This is a genomic window from Demequina pelophila, assembly GCF_000971175.1.
In the GTDB taxonomy this organism is placed as follows: domain Bacteria; phylum Actinomycetota; class Actinomycetes; order Actinomycetales; family Demequinaceae; genus Demequina; species Demequina pelophila.
Genome location: NZ_BBLY01000005.1, coordinates 218,337 through 241,967 on the forward strand (window position 1 = coordinate 218,337; position 23,631 = coordinate 241,967).

Sequence of the window (23,631 nt, forward strand, 5' to 3'; positions counted from 1 at the left end):
CCGCGCCTACTCCCACTCGATGGTGCCCGGCGGCTTGCTCGTCACGTCGAGCACCACGCGGTTGACCTCGCTCACCTCGTTGGTGATGCGGTTGGAGACGTGCGCGAGCACCTCGTAGGGCACGCGCGACCAGTCGGCGGTCATGGCGTCCTCGGAGGACACGGGGCGCAGCACGATGGGGTGGCCGTAGGTGCGGCCGTCGCCCTGGACGCCCACGGAGCGCACGTCGGCGAGCAGCACCACGGGGCACTGCCAGATCGAGTCGTCCAGCCCGGCCGCGGTGAGCTCCTCGCGGGCGATCGCGTCGGCCCGGCGCAGGATCTCCAGGCGCTCCCAGGTCACCTCGCCGATGATGCGGATGCCCAGGCCCGGGCCGGGGAACGGCTGGCGGCCCACGATGTCCTCGGGGATGCCCAGCTCGCGGCCCACGGCGCGGACCTCGTCCTTGAACAGCGCGCGCAGCGGCTCCACCAAGGAGAACTGCAGGTCGTCGGGGAGACCGCCCACGTTGTGGTGGCTCTTGATGTTGGCCGCGCCCTCGCCGCCGCCGGACTCGACGACGTCGGGGTACAGCGTGCCCTGGACTAGGAAGTCGACGGACTCGCCGTGCGCGTCCGCGTCCTCGACGATCTGCCGGGCCGCGTCCTCGAACACGCGGATGAACTCGCGGCCGATGATCTTGCGCTTGGTCTCGGGGTCGGACACCCCGGCGAGCGCCTCGAGGAACCGCTCCTTCTCGTCGCGCACGATGAGGTTGACGCCGGTCGAGGCGACGAAGTCCTGCTCGATCTGCTCGACCTCGCCCGCGCGCATGAGCCCGTGGTCCACGTGCACGCACACCAGCTGGTCGCCCACGGCCTTCTGCACGATCGCCGCGGCCACGGCGGAGTCCACGCCGCCGGACAGCGCGCAGATCACCCGCTTGGAGCCCACCTGCTCGCGGATCAGGGCGACCTGCTCGTCGATGACGTTGGCGGAGGTCCAGTCGGGCTGGAGGCCGGCGACGTTGTAGAGGAAGTTCTCGATCGCGTGCTGGCCCAGCGGCGAGTGCTTGACCTCGGGGTGCCACTGCACGCCGCACATGCGCCGCTCGAGGTCCTCGAACGCGGCGACGGGCGCGCCCTCGGTGGTCGCGAGCACGGAGAAGCCGGGCGGCGCGGACTGGACCGAGTCCCCGTGGCTCATCCACACCTCCTGCACCGCGGGGCTGCCCGCGAGCGCGGTGCCGGGCGCGGCCACGGAGGCCTGGGTGCGGCCGTACTCGCGCAGGCCGGTCTTGGCGACGGTGCCGCCCAGGGCCTGCGCCATGGCCTGGAAGCCGTAGCAGATGCCCATGACGGGCACGCCGGCCTCGAACAGGGCGGGGTCGATCTGGGGGGCGCCGTCCTCGTACACGGAGGACGGGCCGCCGGACAGGATGACGGCGGCGGGGTCCTTGGCGAGCATGTCGGCCGCGCTCATCGAGTGGGGCACGATCTCGGAGTAGACGCTCGCCTCGCGGACCCGGCGGGCGATCAGCTGCGCGTACTGCGCGCCGCAGTCGACCACCAGGACCGGGCGGTGCTGGGTCTGATTCATCACGCCCCCACGGTAGTCGCGACCTCGCGGGTCACGCGCCGCTCCGCCACGAAGGACAGCACCGGCACCACGCCGCCGGCCGCCATGAACACCAGTCGCACGATCCCCCACCGCATGAGCATCCACAGGTGCGCGACCGCGGCGAGGTACACGATGAACACCCAGCCGTGCACGATCGCGACGGGCAGCAGGATGGGATCGAGCGCCTCCTTCACGCCGTCCAGGCCCGGCAGGTAGCGCAGCATCCCCACCGTCACGATGAGCAGCAGCGTGCCCGTGATGATCGCCATGACGCGGTAGCGCAGCAGCGCCCCGCGGATCGGTCCCGCATCGCTCACTCGTCGTCTCCCAAGGACTCGCGCGCGCCCGGCGCCTCCGGGAGCGCGCGACCATTGTCCCGCACCCAGCGCACCGCGATGAACAGGAAGAACGCGCCGAACAGCCACCACTCCAGCGCGTACGCCACGGACCGGAAGTTCAGCTCGGTGGTGGGCTCGAGCGGCTCGAGCGCCGTCCACGTCTGCGTGCCCTCGTACGCCACCAGCACCGGCCCGTACAGCGGCGCGGGCCACGCCTGGGCGAGTTCCGCGGTGGAGATCGCGCTCGCCCAGAACGTCCCGGGCGCCGGTTCCTCCGTGGGAAGGGACGATGCGCCGGCCGCCTCGGACGCGCGCAGGTAGCCGGTGAGGGTCGCCGCGCCCGGGCCCGGATCGGGCCCGGCGGCCTCCCCGTCGGGGCGCCAGCCCACGACGACGGCGAGCGTCGCCGGCTCGCCGGTGCCCGTCGCATCGGCCGGGACCGTGAGCGCCCGGACGAGCATCCGGGCCGCCACCCCGTCCACCTCGCGGCCGGAGACCACGGCGGCCGGCGCATCGGCCCAGGTCCCGGACACCGTCACCTGCCGGCCGATCGCGCCCGTGGGCGCGGCGCCCGGCGCGGCGACGTCCGCGAGCGGGACGGGCGGGTCGGGCTGGACGGTCACGCCGGTGGACGAGGCCCGGGTCCACTGCCACCAGCCGAGCGCGCCGCACACCACGACCACCACGGTCGCGAGGGCCGTCGCGACGGCGACGGCGCCCCATCTCACCCGCGTCACCCGCACCTCGCCTTCACGGCCGCCGGAGCGCGGCCTCCTCTGGGTGGCGCCAGTCTAGGGCCGCGGCCCGGGCCCATGGTCCCGGGCGGCGGCGGGACCTTCGGGCGGGCCGCCGCCCCTCTTCCGTGACACGATGGGCCAGTGACTCGCAGCATCTATATCGCATCCGCGGAAGGCGACACCGGCAAGTCGACCATCGCGCTCGGCATCACCAATCTGCTCGCCAAGCAGGTCGGGCGGGTCGGAATCTTCCGCCCCGTCTCCCGGGTCAAGGAGGGTCGCGACTACGTCCTCGACCTGCTCCTGGGCCACGAGAGCATCGACCTCACCTACGAGGAGGCCGTGGGCGTCACGTACGCGGACGTGCACGCGGACCCGGACAAGGCCCTCGCGACCATCCTCCAGCGCTATCACGCGCTCGAGCGCAAGTGCGACGCGGTCGTCGTGGTCGGCACCGACTACACCGACGTGTCCGCCGCCGCGGAGCTGGAGTTCAACGGCCGCGTGGCCGCGAACATCGGCGTGCCCGTCGTGCTCGTGGTGCACGGCCACGAGCGCACGCCGCAGGACGTCAAGCAGGTGGTGACCGCCGCCCGCGCGGAGCTGCAGAACTCGCACGCCCACGTCGCCGGCCACTTCGTCAACCGCTGCAACCCGGCGGACCTCGACACGATCCGCGCCCTGTTCCCCGCGGACCAGGTGCTGGGCATCCTGCCGGAGAACGAGCTCATCCTCGCGCCGTCCATGTCGCAGCTGCTCAAGGCCGTCGACGGCACGCTCGTCACCGGCGACCCGGCGCTGCTGTCGCGCGAGAGCCGCGGCATCATCGTGGGCGCGATGACCACCGCGAACCTGCTGTCGCGCATCGAGGACGGCGAGGTCATCATCACCCCCGGCGACCGCGCCGACACGCTCCTCGCCCTGCTCGCCGCGCACGGCGCCGAGGGCTTCCCCTCGCTGACCGGCGTGATCCTGTCCGGCGGCTTCGAGCCCCGCTCCGCGGTGCGCCGCCTGGTCGAGGGCCTGGGCTCCTCGCTGCCGGTGGTCCGCACGGAGATGGACACCTTCGAGACCGCGCACCGCTGCTCCGTCACCCGCGGCCGCCTGTCGCGCGAGAGCCAGCTCAAGGTGGACCTCGCCCTCGCGATGTTCGAGGAGTACGTCGACACCGACGCGCTGCGCGCCATGCTCGACGTCGCCCGCACGGACGTGGTCACGCCGCTCATGTTCGAGTACGGCCTGCTGGACCGCGCCCGCTCGGACAAGAAGCACATCGTCCTGCCCGAGGGCGGCGACGACCGCATCCTGCGCGCCGCATCGTCCCTGCTCACCCGCGACGTGGTGGACCTCACCATCCTGGGCTCCGAGACCACGATCCGCGCCCGCGCGGCCGAGCTGGGCCTCGAGCTCGACGCCGCCCGCATCGTCGACCCGACCGACCCCGAGTACGTCGAGGCGTTCGCGCAGAAGTACTACGAGCTGCGCAAGCACAAGGGCGCGACCATCGACGCCGCGCGCGACCGCGTCCAGGACGTCAGCTACTTCGGCACGATGATGGTCCAGGAGGGCCTCGCGGACGGCATGGTGTCCGGCGCCGCGCACACGACGGCGCACACGATCATGCCGTCGTTCCAGATCATCAAGACCGTGCCGGGCGTCTCGGTCGTGTCGTCCGTGTTCTTCATGTGCCTCGCGGACCGCGTGCTGGTCTACGGCGACTGCGCCGTCAACCCGGACCCGACCGCGGAGCAGCTCGCGGACATCGCGATCTCCTCCGCGGAGACCGCCCAGCAGTTCGACGTCGAGCCCCGCGTGGCCATGCTCTCCTACTCGACCGGCGAGTCCGGCTCGGGCTCGGACGTGGACAAGGTGCGCGAGGCGACCCGCCTGGTGCGCGAGCGCCGCCCCGACCTGCTGGTCGACGGCCCGATCCAGTACGACGCCGCCGTCGAGCCGTCCGTGGCCCGCTCGAAGGCCCCCGACTCCCCCGTGGCCGGTCGTGCGACCGTGCTGGTCTTCCCCGACCTCAACACGGGCAACAACACCTACAAGGCGGTGCAGCGCTCCGCCGGGGCGGTCGCCGTCGGCCCCGTGCTCCAGGGTCTGCGCAAGCCGGTCAACGACCTCTCGCGCGGCGCGCTGGTGCAGGACATCGTCAACACTGTCGCCATCACGGCGATCCAGGCACAGAACCTCGTCAACTCGGAAGGCAACGCGTGAGCACCATGACCAACGGAATCGCACTCGTCCTCAACTGCGGCTCCAGCTCTGTCAAGTACCAGGTCGTCGACACGGCGCAGGAGGCCCCGCTGGCCTCCGGCATCGTCGAGCGCGTCCAGGACCACACGGAGGCCATCCGCGAGGTCATGACCACGCTCGAGGCCGACGAGAACGTGGACCTCGCCGCGATCACCGTCGTGGGCCACCGCGTGGTCCAGGGCGGCGACATCTTCACCGAGGCGACCGTGGTGACCGAGGACGTCGAGGCCAAGATCGACGAGTTGGGCACCCTCGCCCCGCTGCACAACCCCGCGAACCTCAAGGGCATCCGCGCGGCCAAGGAGGCCTTCCCGGGCCTCGCGCACGTGGCAGTCTTCGACACCGCGTTCCACACCACCATGCCCGCGCCGGCGTACACCTACGCCATCGACAAGGACGTGGCCGCGCAGTACAAGATCCGCCGCTACGGCGCCCACGGCACCTCGCACGCATTCGTGTCGCAGGCCGTCGCGGAGCTCGTCGGCCGCCCGGTCGAGGAGCTCAAGACCGTGGTCCTGCACCTGGGCAACGGCGCGTCGGCCACCGCGGTCGACGGCGGCAAGTCCGTCGACACCTCGATGGGCCTCACCCCGCTCGAGGGCCTCATGATGGGCACCCGCTCGGGCGACATCGACCCGGCCGCGCTCATCCACCTGGGCCGCCAGGGCTGGACCTTCGACCAGCTGGACGACCTGCTCAACCGCAAGTCCGGCTTCATCGGCCTCACCGGCATGTCCGACATGCGCGACATCGAGACGGCGTTCGACGCCGGCAACGCCGACGCGCAGCTCGCCCGTCACGTCTACGCCCACCGCATCAAGGGCTACGTGGGCAAGTACATGGCCGTCATGGGCGGCCTGGACACCATCGTGTTCACCGCGGGCATCGGCGAGAACGACTCGGCCGTGCGCCTCGAGTGCATGCAGGGCCTCGAGGGCCTGGGCATCGTCATCGACCCCGAGCGCAACGCGGGCCGCAAGAAGGTCGCCACGCTGATCTCCACCGACGACTCGCCGGTCCAGATCTGGGTGGTCCCCACCAACGAGGAGCGCGCCATCGCGCTGCAGTCGATCGCGGCGGCCGCGTAGGCGCCACGCAGCCCCACCGCTTCCGGAGGCCCCGCACCGCACGGTGCGGGGCCTCCGTGCGTCTCCACCGCATCGTCCCGTGGGGACCCTCGAGCAGGGCCCTTGGTCCCGCGGCCGCCCCGCGCCCGCGCAAACCCGCGCCGCGCGCACACCCGGGGGACCTTCGCCAAGCCATGTGAACGTTCAATATGTGATGCTGGTCACATCCCGAAATGGAGGTCAGCATGACGCCTAACCCCTGGTCCACCCGCACTGCGGAGACCGTCACCGATGCCGAGGTCGACGCCATCGATCTGTGGTTCCGCGCCGCGAACTACATGTCGGTCGGACAGATCTACCTGCTCGACAACCCGCTGCTACGCGAGCCGCTGGACCGCGACCACGTGAAGAAGCGCCTCGTGGGCCACTGGGGCACGACGCCGGGCCTGAACTTCATCTACACGCACCTCAACCGCATGATCACGTCGCGCCAGCAGCCGACGATGTACATCATCGGCCCCGGCCACGGCGGTCCGGGCCTGGTCGCCGCGAGCTTCCTCGAGGGCACCTACACCGAGACCTACCCGGAGATCGCCCCGGACGCGCGCGGCATGGGCCGCCTGTTCAAGCAGTTCTCCTTCCCCGGCGGCATCCCGTCGCACGTGGCGCCGGAGACCCCGGGCTCGATCCACGAGGGCGGCGAGCTGGGCTACGCCCTGAGCCACGCGTACGGCGCGGCCTTCGACAACCCGGACCTGCTGGTCGCGGCGGTCGTGGGCGACGGCGAGGCCGAGACCGGCCCGCTCGCGACCTCGTGGCACTCGAACAAGTTCATCAACCCCGCCACCGACGGCGTGGTCCTCCCGATCCTGCACCTCAACGGCTACAAGATCGCCAACCCGACCGTCCTCGCCCGCATCGGCGACGACGAGCTCGAGGCGCTCATGGTGGGCTACGGCCACAAGCCGCACTTCTTCACCGCCGGCTTCGACGACGAGTCGTTCGCCTCGATCCACCGCCGCTACGCGGAGCTCATGGACGAGGTCATGGACGAGATCGCCGCGATCAAGGCCGAGGCCAAGGTCAACCCGAACATGGAGCGCCCCAAGTGGCCCATGATCGTGCTGCGCACCCCCAAGGGCTGGACCTGCCCCAAGGAGATCGACGGCAAGCGCACCGAGGGCTCGTGGCGCTCGCACCAGGTGCCGCTGTCGAACGCGCGCGACACCGACGCGCACCTCAAGACCCTCGAGGACTGGCTGAAGTCCTACGGCCCGGAGGACCTGTTCGACGAGAACGGCGCCCCCAAGTCCGAGGTCCTCGGCGTGGTCCCCCAGGGCGAGCTGCGCATGTCGGCCCGCCCCGAGGCCAACGGCGGCCTGCTCATGAAGGACCTGGTCATGCCCGACTACCGCGACTTCGCGGTGGACGTGCCCGCGCCGGGCGCGCAGATCGGCGAGGCCACCCGCACCCTGGGCGGCTTCCTGCGCGAGGTCATGCGCAACAACCCGGACAACTTCCGCGTCTTCGCGCCGGACGAGCTCGCCTCGAACCGCATCGCGGCCGTGCTCGAGGTGACGGACAAGGTCTGGAACGCGGAGATCGACCCCGACGACGGCGTGATGGGCCCCGAGGGCCGCGTCGTCGAGATGCTGTCGGAGCACCAGTGCCAGGGATGGCTCGAGGCGTACAACCTCACCGGCCGCCACGGCCTGTTCACCTCGTACGAGGCGTTCATCCACATCGTCGACTCGATGTTCAACCAGCACGCCAAGTGGCTCAAGGTCGCGCACGAGCTGCCGTGGCGCCGCCCGATCCCGTCGTTCAACTACCTGCTCTCGTCGCACGTGTGGCGCCAGGACCACAACGGCTTCTCGCACCAGGACCCGGGCTTCATCGACCACGTGGTGAACAAGAAGGCGGAGGTGGTGCGCGTGTACCTCCCCGCCGACGCGAACACCCTGCTCGCGACCTACGACCAGTGCCTGCGCTCGCGCGACAAGGTCAACGTGGTCGTGGCCGGCAAGCAGCCCCAGCCGCAGTGGCTCACCATCGAGCAGGCGGAGAACCACTTCGCCCGCGGCGCCGGCATCTGGGAGTTCGCCTCCAACGTGCCGGTGGGCGAGGAGCCCGACGTGGTCATGGCCTCGGCCGGCGACGTGCCCACCATCGAGGTGCTGGCCGCGATCGACATCATCCGTCGCGAGCTGCCCGACCTCAAGGTCCGCATGGTCAACATCGTCGACCTCATGAAGCTGCAGCCCGAGTCGGAGCACCCGCACGGCATGTCGGACCGCGAGTTCGACCAGCTGTTCACCACCGACAAGCCGATCATCATGAACTACCACGGCTACCCCTGGCTGATCCACCGCCTCGCCTACCGCCGCAACGGCCACGCGAACCTGCACGTCCGCGGGTTCAAGGAGGAGGGCACCACCACCTCCCCGTTCGACATGGCGATGGTCAACCAGATCGACCGCTACTCGCTGGTCATGGACGTCATCGACCGCGTCCCGTCGCTCGGCACCCGCGCCGCGGCCCTGCGCCAGTCGCTGCAGGACAAGCGCATGGAGGCCCAGCGCTTCGCCTACGAGACCGGTGCGGACCTCCCCGAGGTCGCGCAGTGGACCTGGGGCGGCGGCAAGGCCGCGAAGCTCGAGGGCGCGCTCATCACGGGTGGTGACAACGAGGAGATCTGAGCCTCCTTCTTCCGGACACTCCGCACGGAGTGAGCGGCGACACGCCGCGTGAGAGGGGCCGATGCGCCGGGTGATCCGGCGTGTCGGCCCCCTTTCCGTGCGGAGTGTCCGCGTCCGGGGACGATGCATGGGTCCGGCGGCCTCGCACCCCGCCCCACGGTGCCCGTAGGTTGAGACCATGCTTGCCGCCTACGCCGCCCGCTTCTCCCCCGACTCCCCTGCCGACGCCCTCGACGTCGGCGACCGCCCCGAGCCCGAGGCCCGGGAGCACTGGACCACGGTCGATGTGCGCGCGGCCTCCATCAACCACCACGACGTGTGGTCGCTGCGCGGCGTCGGGCTCGCGGAGTCGCAGCTGCCCATGATCCTGGGCTGCGACGCCGCCGGCGTGACTCCCGACGGCACCGAGGTGGTGGTGCATGGCGTGATCGGTGCCGACGGCCACGGCGTGGGCCCCCGCGAGCCGCGGTCCATCCTGTCCGAGCGGTATTCCGGCACCCTCGCCGAGCGGGTCGCGGTGCCCACCGCGAACCTCATCCCCAAGCCCGCGGAGCTCAGCTTCGAGGAGGCCGCGTGCCTCCCCACCGCATGGCTGACCGCGTACCGCATGCTCTTCCACGGCGCGGACCTCAGGCCCGGACAGTCGGTCCTGGTGCAGGGCGCCGGCGGCGGGGTCGCGAGCGCGGCGATCGCGCTGGGCGCCGCGGCGGGGCTCGAGGTGTTCGCCACCTCGCGCTCGGAGGCCAAGCGGGAGGCGGCCCTGGAGCTGGGTGCGGTCGGCGCGGTCGAGCCCGGGGCGCGGCTGCCCAAGCGCGTCGACGCGGTGCTCGAGACCGTGGGCAAGGCCACCTGGAAGCACTCCATCGCATCCGTGAAGAACGGCGGCACCATCGCGATCGCCGGCCACACCACGGGCGACCCGGACCCCGCGCTGCTCACCCGCGTGTTCTTCCACGAGCTGCGCATCCAGGGCGTCACCATGGGCACACGCGAGGACCTCGCGGCACTGCTCGCGTTCCTGGCCCGCACCGGGCTGCGCCCCACGATCGACTCGACCTTCTCGCTGGCGGAGGCGCGCGCCGCGGTGGCGCGAGTGGCGTCGGGCCAGCACTTTGGCAAGGTCGTCGTCACCACCTGATATTTGTCGACGCGCAAGGGACCTTTGCGGTCGCGGGGCACAAGGATCGGACGTAGCGTTCCCGTGGGCGGGGCCTCCGCCCGCATCACGTCACCGAACTCAGGGAGCCTCCCATGACCGTCGAGCACGTCACCCACGCCGAGCACGCCCACAGCCACGGCGCCGACTGCGGCCACGCCACCGTCGAGCACGAGGGCCACACCGACTACGTCCACGACGGTCACGTCCACCACGTGCACGAGGACCACGTCGACGAGCACGACGGCGTCCACGCCGTCGCCGAGGAGCACGCCCACCGCCACGAGGCCGAGTGCGGCCACGAGGCGGTCCAGCACGGCGACCACACCGACTACGTGCACGACGGCCACCACCACGCCGAGCACGAGGGCCACTACGACGAGCACTGACTCGTCGGGCTCCCCTGAGCCGTGCACCCTGCCGCGCGCGGGACGCCACGTGGGAATCCACGACCGGCGTCCCGCGCGCAGTCTTTTGCGAGCCAGTTCAGCGCCGGCGCCCAGGCCGGGCCGCCTCGCGGTCAGGGGCCGCCAGGCCCGCCGCCCACGTTCTCTCGCACCCACCGCCGGATGAGCAGCACCCCGGCGACCGCCGCATCGTCCCCCGCCTCGCGGGCCGTGCGACGCAGGCTCGGCACGTCGACGCCCCAGCGGCGCAGGTCGCCCGCGTGCCCGATGAGCCACCGCTCGATCGCCTCCGGGTCCGCCTCGGGGTGGAACTGCAGTGCGAGCCACGGGCCCAGCGCGAAGGCCTGGTGCGCGGTGGCGTCGGTCGAGGCGAGCGGCACCGCGCCGTCGGGCAACGTGAAGGTGTCGGCGTGCCAGTGGAGCACGGGCGCGCCATCGAGCGCGGCGAGCGGGCCCTCGTGGCCGGCGTCCGTGAGCGTCACCGGCGCGTAGCCCACCTCACGCGTGCCGGACCCCACCTCCCCTCCCGCGACCAGCGCCATGAGCTGCGCGCCCAGGCACACGCCGATGGTCGGCCGGTCGCGCCGCGCCTCGAGCACCGCGCGCACCTCGTCGAGCACGGGGTAGGTGGCCGAGTCCGGCGCGTCGATGGGTGCGCCCAGGACCACGGCGAGGTCGGCGTCGGCGGCCTCCCGCGCATCGTCCACCCCCACGTCGAGGTACCGGACCTCGAAGCCGTGCGCGCGCAGCTCCGGCTCCCAGACCCCCAGGTCCTCGAAGGCGACGAAGCGGAGGACGTCGCAGCGCATCGTCAGGCCTTGAGCCCACGGCGCTTCGCGACGGCGCCGGACACCGCGCGCCAGCCCAGCAGCCCCGCGGCCAGGAAGGTGCCCGCGACCACGACGAACGAGACCTGCACGCCCTGGCCCGTGGCCGCGCGCAGCGCCATGCCGCCGGCGAGGGTCGCGGTCCAGACGATGGCGCCGGCGCGCCGCCAGTCGCACGGCGCGTTCCAGGCCCGAGCGACCAGCCAGCCGGCCGCGCCGCCCGCGAGGAACGGCCACGCCGTGGTCGCGAGGCCGAGCCCGTGCTCGCCCAGGACCCCCTCGTCGTGACTCGCGCGGCCGATCGCGGAGAAGAGCACGATGACGCCGGCGTCGAGGGCCGCGGCGCCGGCTGCCGCCTGGCGGACGTTCATGGGCCGAGCCTAGCCGCGCCCACCCCTGGACACTGCGCACGGATGCGGATCCGACACGCCGGTCGCGAGGGCCGATGCGCGGGTTGCGGCCGGGGTGTCGCCCGCCAGTCCGTGCGGAGTGTCCGCGGGAGCCGGGCGCACTCGGGCGCACAACCCTGACAGAAGGGAGCAACCAGGCCATATACCGGTCGAATCGCGCGCACAAGGGGGTACCTCAGGAGCCGCTCCCAGGAGTAGCGTGAGGCCCGTCAACGATGACAACTACACCCGGAGTGTTCATGAATTCCTTGTTCCTCGCGGTGATCGGCCTGGCGATGATGGCAGGCGGTTACTTCCTGTACTCCAAGTTCCTGGGCAAGAAGGTCTACGCCCTCGACGACCGGCACACCACCCCCGCGCACGAGCTCGAGGACGGCGTCGACTACGTCCCCACCAACAAGCTGGTGCTGTGGGGCCACCACTTCACCTCCGTCGCGGGCGCGGCGCCCATCGTCGGACCCGCCGTCGCGGTGATCTGGGGCTGGGTGCCCGCCTTCCTGTGGGTGACGCTCGGCACCGTCTTCTTCGCCGGCATGCACGACCTGGGCGCGCTGTGGGCCTCGACGCGCAACAAGGGCAAGTCGATCGGCATGCTGTCGGGCCGGTACATCGGCAGCCGCGGCCGGGCGCTGTTCCTCGTGGTGATCTTCCTGCTGCTGCTCATGGTCAACTCGGCCTTCGCGGTGGTCATCTCCAAGCTGCTCATCTCCACGCCCACCGCGGTGATCCCCACGTGGGGCGCGCTGGTCGTGGCGCTGATCGTGGGCCAGATGATCTACCGCTGGCGCATCAACCTGGTGGTCACCACGGTCATCGGCGTCACCGCGCTGTACAGCCTCATCCTCGTGGGCGATCGCTTCCCGGTGTCGCTGCCCGAGACCGTGCTGGGCCTGCCCGTCGCCTCGTTCTGGATCCTCACCCTGTTCCTGTACGCCGGCATCGCGTCGATGCTGCCCGTGTGGGTCCTGCTCCAGCCGCGCGACTACATCAACGGCGTCCAGCTGTTCATCGGGCTGGGCATCCTCTACGCGTCCGTGCTGATCGCGACGCCCACCGTCGTGGCCCCCGCGTTCAACTCCGCGGTGCCCGAGGGCACCCCGTCCATCGTGCCGCTGCTGTTCGTGACCATCGCCTGCGGCGCCATCTCCGGCTTCCACGGCACCGTCGCCTCGGGCACCACGGCCAAGCAGCTGAACAAGGACACCGACGCCCGCTTCGTCGGCTACTTCGGCGCCATCGGCGAGGGCCTCCTCGCCCTCGGCGCGATCATCGCCACCACCGCCGGCTTCCAGACCCTCGCGGACTGGGAGGCGATCTACTCGGCGTTCAACGCGGGCGGCATCGGCGCCTTCGTCCAGGGCGGCGCGTCGATCGTCAACGCGGGCCTGGGCATCCCGGCCGGCCTCGCGGCCACCATCCTCGCGACCATGGCGGTGCTGTTCGCCGCGACCACCATGGACACCGGCGTGCGCCTCCAGCGCTTCGTGGTCCAGGAGGCCGGCGACCTGCTCGGGTTCAAGATCGGCAAGGTGGTCGCCACGGTCATCGCGCTCGCGGTGGCGCTGGGCCTGTCCTTCGGCGCCTCGGGCGACGGCTCGGGCGGCATGATCATCTGGCCGCTGTTCGGCACCACCAACCAGCTGCTGGCCGGCCTCACCCTGTCGGTGATCACGGTCATCCTGCTGAAGAAGGGCCGCCCCGTCTGGCCGGTCCTGGTGCCGCTCGTGTTCCTGCTCACCATGTCCACGTACGCGCTCATCGTGCAGCTCGGCACGTTCTTCACGGCGCAGAACTGGCTGCTGTTCACCCTCGACCTCGTGATCCTCGTCGCGGCCCTGTGGGTCATCGTCGAGGCCGTCGCGGCCATGGCTGGCGCGTACCGCGCCCGCAAGGCCGGCGAGATCGACCCCGACGAGGAGCCCGTCCTCGACCCGGTGCATGGCGCCTGACGTCTCCCGCCTACGGTCAGGGTGGCGTTCGCTGAACGCCACCCTGACCAGCGCGTACGCCCTGCCCTACCGCACCACCCTCGCGCGCGCCCAGCGCGACGAAGACGACCTGTTCCGCCTCCTCGTCGCGTCCGAGGCGCTCGGCATCCCCAGCCCCGCCGCGTACGAGTCCGCGGAGCTCCTCCCGCTCCTGCTCGAGGACATGCATGCGTGGCACACGCGCATGGGGCTCGAGCGCTCCCCCATGGATCACCTCTCATGCTGCTAGACCTGGCCCGCGAGCGCCGCGTCATCGTCGTCGGCGGGAAGGGCGGCGTGGGCAAGACCGCCGTCAGCTCCGCGCTCGCCCTGGCCCGCGCCCGGGAGGGCGCGCGCGTCCTGCTCGTCTCCTCCGACCCGGCCCACAACCTCGGGCACCTCTGGCTCGCCGACATCGGCGACCGCGGCGCCCAGATCGAGGCCGGGCTCACGGCCATCGAGATCGACCCGGCCGCGACGACCGAGCGGCACCTGTCCCGCGTGGGCGCGACGCTCCGCCGGATGATGCCCGAGCACCTCCACGGCCAGGTGGAACGCCACCTGGACCTGGTGCGCCAGGCCCCGGGCACCCACGAGTCCGCGATCCTCGAGCGCCTCACCGAGGTGGTCCTCGACGACGCCTACGACCTCGTCGTGCTCGACACGGCACCCTCCGGCCACACCACCCGGCTGCTGTCCCTCCCCGAGACCATGACGGCGTGGACCGATGCGCTGCTCGAGCGCCGCGACGCCTCCGCTCGGCTGGGGGCCGCGGCGCAGGCGCTCGACCCCGCGGCCGCGTTGGCGCGCGAGTCGGGCCGGGCGGGCCGGTCCGAACCCGATCCGCAGGACGGTCGCGCCGCGCGCGATCGCGAGCTGCGCGACCTGCTGGTCGCCCGCGCCTCCCGCCTGGCCCGGCTGCGCGACCGGCTCACGGATGCCCGCCACACGTCCTTCGTCGCGGTCCTCGCCGCCGAGCGCCTGCCCGTGCTCGAGACCATCGAACTGGCCGAGCAGCTCTCCGCCACGGGAGTCGACCTCGCCGCGCTCGTGGTGAACCGACGCTCCCCGGCCGATGCGGGGGACCTCCTGGCCGCGAAGCGCGCCTCGGAGGAGGCGCACCTGGGCACCCTCCGGGAGCGCCTGCCGGGACTGCCCGTCACCCAGGTGCCCCTGCTGGGAGGCGACGTGGTCGGCGCGGAGGGTCTCGAGCGCATCGGCCGCCACCTCGGGGCGGGCGTGTAGCGCGTCCCGCCCCCATCACGCCGCCCCTCAGATCACCCCTCCACCGGGTTTCTACGCCTCTCCACACAGGTCCCGGCGTGTCGGCGGCGTGTCGCGCCGATATCAGCAATTTCGCGCCCGGATTCGGGGTGGCTGTGTGGACAGGTGACGTCGAGTGTCCGCGGGAGCGGGGCCCGACTAAAATCGCCGGGTGGCTCATCTTCTTGGCGCCGAGGCGCTGCACCTCGACTTCGGCACCGGCACCGTCCTGGGCTCCATCTCCGTCGGGCTCGACGACGGCGACCGCATCGGCATCGTCGGCGCGAACGGCGCGGGCAAGTCGAGCCTCATGAAGATCCTCGCCGGGCGGCTGACGCCCCACGACGGCCGCGTGACCATCGCGCGGGGCACGCGCATCGGCGTCCTCGACCAGTCCGACCACGTCGACACGGCGCTCACCGTCGCGCAGGCGATCGTGGGTGACCTCGACGAGCACGAGTGGGCCGCCGACCCCCGTATCCGCGACATCATGTCCGGCCTGGTCCCGGACCTGCCCGCGGAGGCGATCGTGGGCGACCTGTCCGGAGGCCAGCAGCGCCGCGTCGCGCTCGCGCACGTGCTCGTGGGCGACCACGACGCGATCTTCCTCGACGAGCCGACCAACCACCTCGACGTCGAGGGAGTCACCTGGCTCGCCGAGCACCTCAAGCGCCGCTGGCCCGCCAAGCAGGGCGCGCTGCTCGTCGTGACCCACGACCGCTGGTTCCTCGACGAGGTCACCACCCGCACGTGGGAGGTCCACGACGGCGAGGTCGACATGTACGAGGGCGGATACGCCGCGTACGTGCTCCAGCGCGTCGAGCGCGACCGGATCGCGGCGGCCACCGAGAGCAAGAGGCAGAACCTCATGCGCAAGGAGCTGGCCTGGCTGCGCCGCGGCGCGCCGGCCCGCACCTCGAAGCCCAAGTTCCGCATCGACGCGGCCAACGCGCTCATCGCGGACGTGCCGCCCATCCGCGACTCCGTGAAGCTCCACCGCATGGCCGCCGCCCGCCTGGGCAAGGACGTGGTCGAGCTGGTCCGGGTGGGTGTGACGTACGGCGAGCACGAGGTGCTGCGCGACCTGGACTGGAACATCGGGCCGGGCGACCGCATCGGCCTGCTGGGCGAGAACGGCGCCGGCAAGTCGACGCTCCTGCGCCTGGTGACGGGCGAGCAGGAGCCCACGTCCGGCCGGGTCAAGACCGGCATCACGGTGCGCGTCGCGCAGCTGAGCCAGCAGCTCGCGGAGCTCGAGGAGCATGCCGACGAGCGCGTCTCCGCGGTCGTCAAGAACTTCTCCTCGATCACGCTCTCCGACGGCCAGGAGATGACGCCGGGGCAGCTGCTCGAGCGCATGGGCTTCACGTCCGCCCAGCTCAAGACCCCCGTGGGGCGCCTGTCCGGCGGGCAGCGGCGCCGCCTGCAGCTGCTCGTGGTGCTGCTGAGCGAGCCGAACGTGCTGGTCCTGGACGAGCCCACCAACGACCTCGACACGGATATGCTCGCCGCGCTCGAGGACCTGCTGGATGCGTGGCCGGGCACGCTGATCGTGGTCAGCCACGACCGCTACCTCATGGAGCGCATCACGGACACCCAGTTCGCGGTGATGGACGGAGGCCTGCGCCACCTGCCCGGCGGCGTCGACGAGTACGTCGAGATCTCGCGGGCCCGGCGCGCGGCCCGGGCCGGGATCGGCACGTTCGGCGCCGGGGCGGTTTCGAGCGCGGGCGCCACCACGGGCGCCGGAACTAGCGACGATGCCGCGGCCACCGTCCGTGCCGCATTCCCTGGCGCGATGGAGGCACCGGCCGCCGCGCCCGCGCTGTCCGGCGCCGAGCGGCGCGAGGCCGAGAAGGAGCTCAAGGCGGTCGAGCGCCGCATGGCCAAGCTCACCGAGCTGACCGAGGGCACGCACAACGAGATGGTCATGCACGACCAGTCGGACTTCGCCGGCCTCGCCACCTTCATGAAGACGCTCAAGGAGTACGAGGCCGAGACCGACGAGCTCGAGGAGCGCTGGCTGGACCTGTCCGAACGCCTCGGCTGAGCGGCGCCGCCCCTAGACAGGGCTCAACGACAACCACCGACCCCTCACGCGCATGGACCTGCCGAAAGCGACCACCACCTACCCGCAACGCGGTGGTGCGCCGCAACGGCGCAGGCGCCCCTGCCAAGCAGCGGACCGAGGCCAGGCGGAGACCCGCTGAATCAGCCCGCCTGGTACGGGCTCACCACCAGGTCGACGCGCTGGAACTCCTTGAGGTCCGAGTAGCCGGTGGTGGCCATCGACCGACGCAGCGCGCCCATGAGGTTCGACGTGCCGTCCGCGTGCGTGCCGGGCCCGAAGAGCACCTCCTGCAGCGGCCCCACCGAGCCCACCTGGACGCGCTCGCCGCGCGGCAGCTCGTGGTGGTAGGCCTCGGCACCCCAGTGGACGCCGCGACCCGGGGCCTCCTGCGCGCGCGCGAGCGCCGCGCCCAGCATGATCGCGTCCGCACCGCAGGCGAACGCCTTGACGATGTCGCCCGAGCGGCCCAGGCCGCCGTCGGCGATGACGTGCACGTACCGGCCGCCCGACTCGTCGAGGTAGTCGCGGCGCGCGGCCGCCACGTCCGACACCGCGGTCGCCATCGGCGCGTGGATCCCCAGCGTGGTGCGCGTCGTCTGCGCCGCGCCGCCGCCGAAGCCCACGAGCACGCCCGCCGCGCCCGTGCGCATGAGGTGCAGGGCCGCCTGGTAGGTCGACGCACCGCCCACGATCACGGGGACGTCGAGGTCGTAGATGAACTTCTTGAGGTTGAGCGGCTCGGCGCCGTCGGAGACGTGCTCGGCGCTCACGGTGGTGCCGCGGATCACGAACAGGTCCACGCCCGCCTTGAGCACCGTCTCGTAGAACTCCTGGGTGCGCTGCGGGGACAGCGCGCCGGCGACCACCACGCCCGCGGCGCGGATCTCCTGCAGTCGCGCCGTGATGAGCTCCGCCTTGATGGGCTCGCGGTAGATCTCCTGCATGCGCGCGGTCGCGACCGCGGGCTCCAGGCCCGCGATCTCCTCGAACAGCGCCGTCGGGTCCTCGTAGCGGGTCCACAGGCCCTCGAGGTCGAGCACGCCCAGGCCGCCGGCCTCGCCGAGCGCGATCGCCGTCGCCGGGCTCATCACCGAGTCCATGGGCGCGCCGATCACGGGGATGTCGAAACGGAATGCGTCGATCTGCCACGCGAGGCTCACGACCTTCGGGTCGCGCGTGCGCCGCGAGGGCACCACCGCGATGTCGTCGAAGGAGTAGGCCCGGCGGCCGCGCTTGTTGCGGCCGATCTCGATCTCGTTGCTCACGGGCCAACCCTATCCCCCACCCCCGACATCGACCGGGGACGATGCGCCGGGGCCTCCGTGCATCGGCCCACCTGGTCGGGGATGTCGGAGGCGCGTGCGAGGGTAGGACCATGAGCTGGCTCGACGAGACCATGGTGGGCTTCGACACGGAGACGACCGGCGTGCGCACGGCGCACGACCGCATCGTCACGGCGGCGATCATCACGCGCCGGGGCAAGGAGGTGAGCACGCGCACGTGGCTCATCGACCCGGGCGTGGAGATCCCCGAGGCGGCCGCGGCGGTGCACGGCATCACCACGGAGCACGCCCGCGCGCACGGCGCCGCACCGGCGCAGGCGCTCGAGGAGATCGCCGCCGTGCTCGCCGCGACCCTCGCCGAGGGCAGCCCCCTCGTCGCGTTCAACGCTCAGTTCGACATCACCATCCTCGAGACCGAGCTCGCGCGCCACGGGCTGCCGTCGCTCGCCTCGCGCCTGCCCGCCCGGGAAATCCGCCCCGTCATCGACCCGCTGGTCCTGGACCGCAAGCTCGACCGCTACCGCAAGGGCAAGCGCAAGCTCATCGACCTGTGCACGCTGTACGCGGTGCCGGTCGTGGCCGACGACCTGCACGCCGCGGACGCGGACGTCCTCGCCACGCTCGAACTGGTCCACGCCCTCGCGGCCGCCTATCCGGTCATGACCCAGACGCCGCTGGATTCGATCCACGACCTGCAGGTCGCGGCCTACCGAGACTGGGCCGTGAAATTCGGCGCCTGGCTGAAGTCCAAAGGCACCACCGACGACCTGCCCGACCCGCGCTGGCCGCTCGCGCTCGCCCAGGCACCGGGCGGCTCCGACGACGCCCCCGACGCCCAGGGCACCCTGCTCGGCTGAGCCCGTCGGGCGTGCCGGTCCGCAGCAACCCGCACCCCCGATAGGGTCGAGGCCAGAATCGACTCGGAGGTCACGATGACGTGGTCCACCCCGCCGGGCTCCGGCCCGCTCGCCGACGCGCACGCCCAGCTCTCCGCCGCGGTCGCCCACCTGGGCTACACCGACGGCATCCACCAGATGCTCGCCACCCCGCGCCGCGAGATGCTCGTGAGCGTCCCGCTGCGCCGGGACGACGGCTCCATCGCCGTGTACTCGGGCTTCCGCGTCCAGCACAACTTCTCGCGCGGGCCCGCGAAGGGCGGCCTGCGCTACTCGACCGCGGTCGACCTCGACGAGGTGCGCGCGCTCGCCATGTGGATGACCTGGAAGTGCGCGCTGGTCGACGTGCCCTACGGAGGCGCCAAGGGCGGCGTGGCGATCGACCCGCGCGCGCACTCCCACGCGGAGCTCGAGCGCGTCACGCGGCGGTACACCTCGGAGATCCTGCCCATCATCGGGCCGGAGATGGACATCCCCGCACCCGACTTCGGCACCAGCGAGCGGGAGATGGCGTGGATCATGGACACGTACTCCGCGTCCGTGGGCCACACGGTGCCCGGCTGCGTCACCGGCAAGCCCGTGAGCCTGGGTGGCTCGTACGGCCGTGCCGGCGCCACCTCCCGCGGCGTCGCACACATCGCGGCGCTCGCGATGGCGTCGCGCGGCATCGACCCCAAGGCCGCCAGCGCGGCCATCCAGGGCTTCGGCAAGGTGGGCCTGGGCGCGGCGCGCTACCTGGCCGGCATGGGCGTGACCATCCGCGCCGTCAGCGACGTCGACGGCGCGGTCTTCGCCCACGAGGGCCTCGACATCGCGCGGCTCGTGGCCCACGTCGAGCGCACGGGTAGCGTGGTCGGGTTTGACGGCGGCGACCCGTTCGAGCCGCGCGGGGTCCTCACCTGCGACGTCGACGTGGTGGTGCCGGCCGCGGTCGAGGGCGTCCTCACCGCCGACAACGCGGGCGACGTGCGGGCGTCGATCGTGGTCGAGGGCGCCAACGGCCCCACCACGGAGGCGGCCGATGCGATCCTCGCCCAGAGCGGGGTCCTGGTGGTTCCGGACATCCTCGCCAACGCGGGCGGCGTGGTGGTCTCCTACTTCGAGTGGGCTCAGGCCAACCAGGCGTACCAGTGGAGCGAGCGGGACGTGAACGACCGGCTCGAGGAGCGCATGGAGCGCGCGTGGCGGGACGTGAGCGAGTACGCCGCGGTGCACGAGCTCAGCCTGCGCGCCGCCGCCACGGCCCTCGCGGTGCGCCGGGTCTCGGAGGCGCACCAGCTCCGCGGGCTCTACCCCTGACGGACGGAACGCCCGCCCGAACGGTCAGGAGAGCACGTCACCCCATGAGGTAGCGCGCCAGCATGCCCACGCTCATCACCACGATGAGCACGCGCAGCACGATGGGCTTGACCCGGAACAGCACGTGCGAGCCCGCGTAGGCGCCGACGAGCTGCCCCGCGATCATCACCGCGCCTACCGCCCACACCATCTTCCCCGCGAGCGCGAACACCAGCAGCGAGGCCACGTTGGTGGCGAAGTTCAGCGTCTTGGCCGCGGCGGTCGAGCGCACCAGGTCGTAGTTGCGCAGCGTCACGCCGGCCACCGCGAACAGCGAGCCCGTGCCCGGCCCGAAGGCCCCGTCGTACGCGCCGATCGCCGGCACCACGGAGGCCTCGTACGGCGCCGCGGTGAGCCGCTCGTGCCCCGGCGGCTCGTGCGCCTTGGGCACGAAGGCGAAGTACGCGGCGATGCACGCGAGCACCACGGGGATGATGACGCGCAGGTCGTCGGCGTGCACGAACTGGATGAGAACCGACCCGGCCGCCGACCCCAGGAAGGCCCAGAGCATCGGCCACCGTGCATCGGCCCATCTCACCCGGCGGCGCCGCAGGACCTGCCACGTCGCCATGCCCGTGCCGAACGACCCCTGCAGCTTGTTGGTGCCCAGCGCGGCGAGCGGCGGGACGCCCGCGAGCAGCAGGGCGGGCAGCGTGAGCAGCCCTCCCCCGCCGGCGAGCGTGTCGAGGAACCCGGCGACCAGCGCGACGACCGCGAGCAGCGCGAGCGCGTGCCAGGTGAGTTCCAACGACTATCCGCGGCCGGAGTAGTTGGGCGCCTCGACGGTGATCTGGACGTCGTGGGGGTGGGACTCCTTGAGGCCCGCGGGCGTGATGCGGACGAACTTGCCCTTTGCTTGCAGCTCGGGGATCGATCGGGCGCCCACGTAGAACATCGACTGGCCCAGGCCGCCCACCAGCTGGCGGACCACGGAGGACAGCGGGCCCTTGTAGGGCACGCGCCCCTCGATGCCCTCGGGGATGAGGTCGTCGTCGCTGGGCGCGTCGGCCTGGAAGTAGCGGTCCTTGGAGTAGGAGACGCGGCCGCGCGAGGCCATGGCGCCCATCGAGCCCATGCCGCGGTAGGTCTTGAACTGCTTGCCGTTGACCAGCACCAGGTCGCCGGGGGTCTCGGCGCAGCCGGCGAACAGCGAGCCGAGCATGACGGACGATGCGCCGGCCACCATGGCCTTGGCGATGTCGCCGGAGTACTGGAGGCCGCCGTCGGCGATGACGGGCACGCCGGCGGGGCCGGCGGCCTTCCACGCCTCGTGGACGGCGGTGACCTGGGGCACGCCCACGCCCGCGACCACGCGGGTGGTGCAGATGGAGCCAGGCCCCACGCCCACCTTGACGGCGTCGACGCCAGCGTCGACGAGCGCCTGTGCGCCCTCGCGGGTGGCGACGTTGCCGCCGATCACCTGCACGTGCGCCGTCGCCGGGTCGGACTTGAGGCGCTGGATCATCTCGATCATCTTGCGCGCGTGGCCGTGGGCGGTGTCGACCACGAGCGCGTCGACCTCGGCGTCGACCAGGGCGGTCGCGCGCTCCCAGGCGTCGCCGTAGAAGCCCACCGCGGCGGCGACGCGCAGGCGCGCCTCCGCGTCCTTGGAGGCCTGCGGGTACTTCTCGGTCTTGACGAAGTCCTTGACGGTGATGAGGCCGGTGAGGCGGCCGTCCGCGTCGACGAGCGGAAGCTTCTCGATGCGGTGCTTGGCGAGCAGCTCGGCGGCCTCGGCGTTGGAGACGCCCTCGCGGGCGGTCACCAGGGGCATCGGCGTCATCTGGTCGCGCACCAGGCGGGTCGCGAACTCGGACGGGGCGACGAAGCGCAGGTCGCGGTTGGTGATGATGCCCAGCAGGCGGTTGTCCTCGTCGACCACGGGCAGGCCGGACACGCGGTACTTGCCGCACAGCGCGTCGAGCTCGGCGAGCGTGACGTCCGGGCCCACCGTGACGGGGTCCGTGATCATGCCCGACTCGGAGCGCTTGACGATCTCGACCTGATGCGCCTGGTCCTCGATCGAGAGGTTGCGGTGGAGCACGCCCAGGCCGCCCAGGCGGGCGAGCGCGATGGCCATCCGCGCCTCGGTCACAGTGTCCATCGCGGCGCTGAGGAGCGGGACGGCGACGGAGATGCCGCGCGTCAGTTGCGTGGTGGTATCGACCTCGGACGGGATGACGTCGCTCTCACCGGGGAGCAGCAGAACGTCGTCGTAGGTGAGTCCGGTGAAGCCGAAGGGATCGCTGTCATGGGCCGCCATGGGGTCATCCTAAGCCGCGGATGCAGTGGTCAAAGACCAGGACAATTAGGACTACCCTAGACATCGCTGACGGTGTTATGAATGTCAGTAGGGGGAGGTCGAGGCCCTGGGCCGTGGCCCGCTGGGGTCCCGATTGAGAGTAGTCCGCAACAAATGTGGCGCGACCGGCAGCGTGGCCGGGAGCGCCGCCCGACCCCCGCCACGAAGGAGGCCACCGATGGAATCGGTCGCGAAACTGCCCGCGCCCACGCAGGACCAGTGGGAATGGCAATACGAGGGCGCCTGCCGCGGCGCCGACCCGGACCTCTTCTTCCACCCGGAGGGCGAGCGTGGCGCCGCGAGGCGCCGCCGGGCCGAGAACGCGAAGGAGTTCTGCGCCCACTGCCCCGTGCTCGACCTCTGCCGCGAGCGCTCGCTCATGGCGCGCGAGCCGTTCGGCGTGTGGGGCGGCCTCAGCGAGGACGAGCGCCACGCGATGCTCGCGGGGAGGCTGCGCAAGGCCAGCTAGGCCCCGCACCACCAGGGACGATGCACGGGCCGGCCCTCGCATCGTCCCGCCGCACGGCCCGGACGACAGAACGCCTCGGACAGCAGAACGGGCCCCGAGGCGAAACGCCTCGGGGCCCGTCCGTGGAGTCTGGCAGTTAGCCGACGACCGCGAGCAGGTCGCGCGCGGAGAGGATCAGGTACTCCTCGCCGGCGTACTTGACCTCGGTGCCGCCGTACTTGCTGTAGATGACCCGGTCGCCTTCCTTGACGTCGACCGGGACGCGGTTGCCGTTGTCGTCGATACGACCCGGGCCGACCGCGACGACCTCGCCCTCCTGGGGCTTCTCCTTCGCGGTGTCCGGGATCACGAGACCGGACGCGGTCGTCGTCTCGGCGGCAGCGGCCTTGATCACGACCTTGTCCTCAAGAGGCTTGATGGAGACCGACACAGCGGACCTCACCTTCCATCGTCGAAAGCGAATACACGATTGAGCGGCCCGGTGGCCCACCTGCCGTCGCGGGGGTCAAGCGGATCGGAACCGCACTCTTGCGAGCACGAACA

The 23,631-nt window shown here is 71.8% G+C and carries 21 protein-coding genes; 12 read left to right on the top strand and 9 right to left on the bottom strand.

Going from position 1 to position 23,631, the window contains the following annotated elements; translation table 11 throughout:
- Positions 1-6: 6 nt before the first annotated feature.
- Genes guaA through AOM03_RS09005 form a run of 3 tightly spaced genes read right to left on the bottom strand, consistent with a single transcriptional unit; the run spans position 7 to position 2,674 of the window.
- The gene (gene guaA / locus AOM03_RS08995) at positions 7-1,578 is read right to left on the bottom strand and encodes a glutamine-hydrolyzing GMP synthase (protein ID WP_062380796.1); all 1,572 of its coding nucleotides are present in this window, start codon (positions 1,576-1,578) and stop codon (positions 7-9) included.
- Positions 1,578-1,916: a DUF3817 domain-containing protein gene (locus tag AOM03_RS09000; protein ID WP_062380507.1), complete on the bottom strand. Its 339-nt coding sequence runs from the start codon at positions 1,914-1,916 to the stop codon at positions 1,578-1,580. Before AOM03_RS09000 ends, guaA begins: the two co-directional genes overlap by 1 nt.
- Positions 1,913-2,674, bottom strand: coding sequence for an SURF1 family cytochrome oxidase biogenesis protein (locus AOM03_RS09005; RefSeq protein WP_062380509.1), 762 nt, complete (start codon positions 2,672-2,674; stop codon positions 1,913-1,915). The genes AOM03_RS09000 and AOM03_RS09005 overlap by 4 nt, the downstream gene beginning before the upstream one ends.
- Before the next feature lie 141 nt (positions 2,675-2,815).
- Here AOM03_RS09005 and pta point away from each other — a divergent pair, with 141 nt between their 5' ends.
- From pta to AOM03_RS09030, 5 genes are all read left to right on the top strand, one after another.
- Positions 2,816-4,894, top strand: coding sequence for a phosphate acetyltransferase (gene pta / locus AOM03_RS09010; RefSeq protein WP_062380511.1), 2,079 nt, complete (start codon positions 2,816-2,818; stop codon positions 4,892-4,894).
- Positions 4,895-4,899: 5 nt separating this feature from the next.
- Positions 4,900-6,021, top strand: coding sequence for an acetate/propionate family kinase (locus AOM03_RS09015; RefSeq protein ID WP_062380798.1), 1,122 nt, complete (start codon positions 4,900-4,902; stop codon positions 6,019-6,021).
- A gap of 224 nt (positions 6,022-6,245) precedes the next feature.
- The gene (locus AOM03_RS09020; protein ID WP_227589949.1) at positions 6,246-8,699 is read left to right on the top strand and encodes a phosphoketolase family protein; all 2,454 of its coding nucleotides are present in this window, start codon (positions 6,246-6,248) and stop codon (positions 8,697-8,699) included.
- A gap of 178 nt (positions 8,700-8,877) precedes the next feature.
- Positions 8,878-9,837, top strand: a complete 960-nt coding sequence (locus AOM03_RS09025) for a zinc-binding dehydrogenase (RefSeq protein ID WP_062380514.1) — start codon at positions 8,878-8,880, stop codon at positions 9,835-9,837.
- Between the two features lie 113 nt (positions 9,838-9,950).
- The gene (locus tag AOM03_RS09030) at positions 9,951-10,244 is read left to right on the top strand and encodes a hypothetical protein (protein ID WP_062380516.1); all 294 of its coding nucleotides are present in this window, start codon (positions 9,951-9,953) and stop codon (positions 10,242-10,244) included.
- A 131-nt stretch (positions 10,245-10,375) separates the two neighbouring features.
- Here the strand turns inward: AOM03_RS09030 and AOM03_RS09035 are convergent, their stop codons facing one another.
- Positions 10,376-11,071 carry a glutamine amidotransferase-related protein gene (locus tag AOM03_RS09035; RefSeq protein ID WP_062380518.1) on the bottom strand — a complete coding sequence of 232 codons (696 nt, stop codon included), beginning with the start codon at positions 11,069-11,071 and terminating at the stop codon, positions 10,376-10,378.
- Between the two features lie 2 nt (positions 11,072-11,073).
- Positions 11,074-11,460, bottom strand: coding sequence for a DUF3054 domain-containing protein (locus AOM03_RS09040; RefSeq protein WP_062380520.1), 387 nt, complete (start codon positions 11,458-11,460; stop codon positions 11,074-11,076).
- A 278-nt stretch (positions 11,461-11,738) separates the two neighbouring features.
- On the opposite strand from AOM03_RS09040, the gene AOM03_RS09045 reads away from it, so the two are divergent.
- The 4 genes from AOM03_RS09045 to AOM03_RS09060 all read left to right on the top strand — a co-directional run bounded on the left by AOM03_RS09045 (position 11,739) and on the right by AOM03_RS09060 (position 16,779).
- Positions 11,739-13,448: a carbon starvation CstA family protein gene (locus AOM03_RS09045; RefSeq protein WP_062380801.1), complete on the top strand. Its 1,710-nt coding sequence runs from the start codon at positions 11,739-11,741 to the stop codon at positions 13,446-13,448.
- Positions 13,438-13,716 carry a cory-CC-star protein gene (locus AOM03_RS09050; protein WP_062380522.1) on the top strand — a complete coding sequence of 93 codons (279 nt, stop codon included), beginning with the start codon at positions 13,438-13,440 and terminating at the stop codon, positions 13,714-13,716. The genes AOM03_RS09045 and AOM03_RS09050 overlap by 11 nt, the downstream gene beginning before the upstream one ends.
- Positions 13,707-14,711: an ArsA family ATPase gene (locus tag AOM03_RS09055; protein WP_062380524.1), complete on the top strand. Its 1,005-nt coding sequence runs from the start codon at positions 13,707-13,709 to the stop codon at positions 14,709-14,711. Before AOM03_RS09050 ends, AOM03_RS09055 begins: the two co-directional genes overlap by 10 nt.
- A gap of 190 nt (positions 14,712-14,901) precedes the next feature.
- Positions 14,902-16,779, top strand: a complete 1,878-nt coding sequence (locus tag AOM03_RS09060) for an ABC-F family ATP-binding cassette domain-containing protein (RefSeq protein ID WP_062380526.1) — start codon at positions 14,902-14,904, stop codon at positions 16,777-16,779.
- Positions 16,780-16,940: 161 nt separating this feature from the next.
- Here AOM03_RS09060 and AOM03_RS09065 read toward each other — a convergent pair whose 3' ends face one another.
- Positions 16,941-18,065 (bottom strand): GuaB3 family IMP dehydrogenase-related protein, encoded by a 1,125-nt coding sequence (locus tag AOM03_RS09065; protein ID WP_062380528.1) that lies wholly within the window; start codon positions 18,063-18,065, stop codon positions 16,941-16,943.
- Between the two features lie 110 nt (positions 18,066-18,175).
- Here AOM03_RS09065 and AOM03_RS09070 point away from each other — a divergent pair, with 110 nt between their 5' ends.
- Together AOM03_RS09070 and AOM03_RS09075 are read left to right on the top strand one after the other, a co-directional pair.
- Complete coding sequence (locus tag AOM03_RS09070) at positions 18,176-18,940, top strand: exonuclease domain-containing protein (RefSeq protein ID WP_062380530.1); 765 nt, start codon at positions 18,176-18,178, stop codon at positions 18,938-18,940.
- Positions 18,941-19,015: 75 nt separating this feature from the next.
- On the top strand, positions 19,016-20,278 hold the full coding sequence (locus AOM03_RS09075) for a Glu/Leu/Phe/Val family dehydrogenase (protein WP_062380532.1): 1,263 nt from the start codon (positions 19,016-19,018) through the stop codon (positions 20,276-20,278).
- A 37-nt stretch (positions 20,279-20,315) separates the two neighbouring features.
- On the opposite strand, the gene AOM03_RS09080 is transcribed toward AOM03_RS09075, so the two are convergent.
- Both AOM03_RS09080 and guaB read right to left on the bottom strand, forming a co-directional pair.
- Positions 20,316-21,065: a TSUP family transporter gene (locus AOM03_RS09080; protein ID WP_062380534.1), complete on the bottom strand. Its 750-nt coding sequence runs from the start codon at positions 21,063-21,065 to the stop codon at positions 20,316-20,318.
- A 3-nt stretch (positions 21,066-21,068) separates the two neighbouring features.
- Positions 21,069-22,580: an IMP dehydrogenase gene (guaB, locus tag AOM03_RS09085; RefSeq protein ID WP_062380536.1), complete on the bottom strand. Its 1,512-nt coding sequence runs from the start codon at positions 22,578-22,580 to the stop codon at positions 21,069-21,071.
- 217 nt (positions 22,581-22,797) lie between these two features.
- Here guaB and AOM03_RS09090 point away from each other — a divergent pair, with 217 nt between their 5' ends.
- Positions 22,798-23,088: a WhiB family transcriptional regulator gene (locus AOM03_RS09090; RefSeq protein ID WP_062380538.1), complete on the top strand. Its 291-nt coding sequence runs from the start codon at positions 22,798-22,800 to the stop codon at positions 23,086-23,088.
- A 136-nt stretch (positions 23,089-23,224) separates the two neighbouring features.
- Here AOM03_RS09090 and groES read toward each other — a convergent pair whose 3' ends face one another.
- The gene (gene groES, locus AOM03_RS09095) at positions 23,225-23,518 is read right to left on the bottom strand and encodes a co-chaperone GroES (RefSeq protein ID WP_062380540.1); all 294 of its coding nucleotides are present in this window, start codon (positions 23,516-23,518) and stop codon (positions 23,225-23,227) included.
- Positions 23,519-23,631: the final 113 nt, after the last annotated feature.